Raw genomic sequence first — 2,650 nt, 5'->3', positions numbered from 1 at the left:
GGGCGGCGGGGTGCCGCCTCAATCAGAAACCCCAGGAACTTCAGGGGACGTTCCCTGCTGTCAGTCAGCAGGGTCTTCTCCTCCGAAAGTTCCAGCTTCAACCGGTGCCTGAAGTATTTCTTCAGCCAGCGGAGGAGTTTGTGGGCTTCATTTACGTCTGGCGTCTGGACTATCCAGTCGTCCGCGTAGCGGGTCAGGAAGACGGATCTTTTTCCCCGTTGCCTGAGCGCCTCCTGGGCGCTGCCCTTCAGGGCATAACGGATCTCCCAGTTCTTGGGGTCCGCATACTTCCGGGCCATCACCCAGTCGAAGTCGTTCAGGTAGGCGTTGGCAAGGAGCGGGGACAAGATGCCCCCTTGCGGGGTTCCTTCATCGGACGGGCATATTTGATCGTTTTCAAAGATGCCCGCTGTGAGCATCTTCTTGACGATCATGAGCACTCGCTTGTCAATGACCCCCAGCTTCCGTAGTTTCTTGAGCAGCAGCCGGTGGTTCACGTGATCGAAGAAGCCCTTAATGTCTCCTTCGATGGCCGCATAGTGGCCTCGCGTGACCAGGTCTACTACTCTCGAAACCGCATGGGAGGCCGCCCGGTAGGGTCTGAAGCCGTAGGAGTGCGGGTGAAATTTCGCCTCCAGAATCGGCTCCAGCACAATTCGCAGGCATTCCTGGACAATTCTGTCCAAGACGCTGGGAATACCCAGCGGGCGCTTCTTGCCGTTGGCCTTTGGGATGTACCGCCTTCTGACCGGTGCGGGCTGGTAGTCGTTCAGGGCCTGCCGGACCTGCCGGATCAACTCCTCGCGGGGCAGTTGCAGGTAGTCCCGCATGGTTTTTCCGTCGAGGCCAGGGGTGTTGGCCCCCTTGTTGGCCTTGATGTTATGGACTGCGGTGATGATTACCTGCTCGTTTGCCACCAGTTCGAGGATGCCCGTGAACGACTTCCCTTTCTGCGATTCAGCGTACAGGAGATCGAGGGTGCTGCGGAGCTCGCTTTCGGATTGAACCGCCCTCGGTACCTGCATGGGCACCACCTCCTTCCTATTAGGGGGAAGGGTGTCCATCCGTTGGCTCAGGACCGGTTATCCGGCTTCCCGGTCGCCGGTTAGTCAGTACGGTTCGGTTATGTGCCTGCCTGATCTGCTGACTGGCGCCCTTCGCCATGTGGGCGGCTTTCCCGTCCTCAGACTACTATGGCGCCTCTGTCACCTGCGCGCCTTTCTTCGCACGGTATTGCTCCTGGCGGCAGGCGATCATCCGTTGCTGAATCGGTTATCCTCTTGTTGCGCCTTTAGGTGGGGGCTGTACACCGGGGGCTCCTGGGGCGGTGTGATGCTCAGCTGTACCGCCACCTACTTGTCGGTCTGGTTCCGACAGGATGGTATACCATACGAGAGGGTATGCCATCAGCCCCGTCATCTCCCTGCTATGTGTCCTGGCAGGGCACACGCTTACGATGCTTCAATGGCCTCTTTGTTCCGGTCTTTTGGACCGATCCTCACCCTGGGCGCACACGGAGGCCCACGCCATTACGGCCTCTACTCACCTTTCGGCTGGTAGCGGACACGGCCGATCAGGTTATGGCTTGCAACCCGCTCTCTGACTCGGCTGCCATACCGGGCAGCTTTGCCAGGGGTCAGTCCTCAGCCCGCGCAGCGCCTAGGGCGGTCAGGCCCATCATCGGCGTAGCATCTCTGCGGCCCGGGAGTCTCACCCGGGAATTTCCGATTCAGCTTCTCTCCTGATGGAGAGGGAATTGTTCCTGGCTGCTGACTAGGCAACCAGTTTATTCCAACGGCTCGCACCTCGTACCGCGTGTACCGGTGCCGGATGTATGCCCTGGCAGCCAGGGCCGCCTTCTCCTCCAGCGCCAGCTGCCTCGTCCGCCCCACCCGGCCAGTCCCCACCGCCGCTGCCCGCGCAGCAGCAGCCCGGGCGACCTCCTCTGCCAGGGCGGAATGCTCGGGGGCAAAGTCCAGATAAGCCAGGATCGCCTGCTCAAGCTGCCGCCGGTACCGCTCCTCCGCCCTCTCCCTCGCCCTCGCCGAGGCGGCACGGCGCCGCCCGCGAACCTCCTCCGTCTCCTCCGCCAGCCTCAGGGCGTCGACAACCGCCTCCTCGGGAGCGAGCAAACCCAGGGTCTCCGTGTACCTGGGGCGGCGCCGCAACACCACCCAGTAGCGTCCCCATTCCTTAAGCTTGCGCGTGACGAAGTGCTCCCCGCGCGGCAGGAAAACCCATCCCGGAGGCGTCCTGACCAGCCCGAGACCGGGCGCCCACCACACATCCCAACCCTCGTCTCCATTGGGTATCTCCTCAGGCCGTGCCGGGTACACCTTGAGGTTCGCCACCTCCAGACCCGGCCCGCCTGCCGGCACTCTCCCTTCGGTCTCCATGCTCCCTGCAACCCGTTCACTCCGGGGCTGCGATTCCCCACCGCCAACTTGCCGCCCGGGATCACTGCCTCTCTACCCGGCACGACCCGGCTCGGCAGGGTTCCCGGCCTGACGCTGGCCCAAGCGCGCCAGGGTGGCCGCAACGATCTCTCTACTTCAGCCCGGCGTGAACGCGGGTTCCTACAGCAGGGAGGCAAGCTCTTCGGCGGTCATCCCAGCCTGCCGCAGGATCGACTGCATGGTCCCCACAGGCA

General features: G+C 62.8%; 2 protein-coding genes. Both read right to left on the bottom strand.

The annotated features are described in order from the left end of the window. A partial coding sequence (locus AB1609_20655) for a reverse transcriptase domain-containing protein (protein ID MEW6048855.1) occupies positions 1-1,025 on the bottom strand: 1,025 nt, incomplete at its 3' end. Positions 1,026-1,643: 618 nt separating this feature from the next. Next, positions 1,644-2,396: a DUF2293 domain-containing protein gene (locus AB1609_20650; protein ID MEW6048854.1), complete on the bottom strand. Its 753-nt coding sequence runs from the start codon at positions 2,394-2,396 to the stop codon at positions 1,644-1,646. Positions 2,397-2,650 lie beyond the last annotated feature (254 nt).

Source organism: Bacillota bacterium (genome assembly GCA_040754675.1).
Lineage (GTDB): Bacteria > Bacillota > Limnochordia > Limnochordales > Geochordaceae > Geochorda.
This window is presented reverse-complemented; position numbering and strand designations above follow the sequence as displayed.

Bases quoted from the DNA above. Each gene is read 5' to 3' on its own strand.
- AB1609_20650 (MEW6048854.1), bottom strand. From the start codon at position 2,396: ATGGAGACCGAAGGGAGAGTGCCGGCAGGCGGGCCGGGTCTGGAGGTG.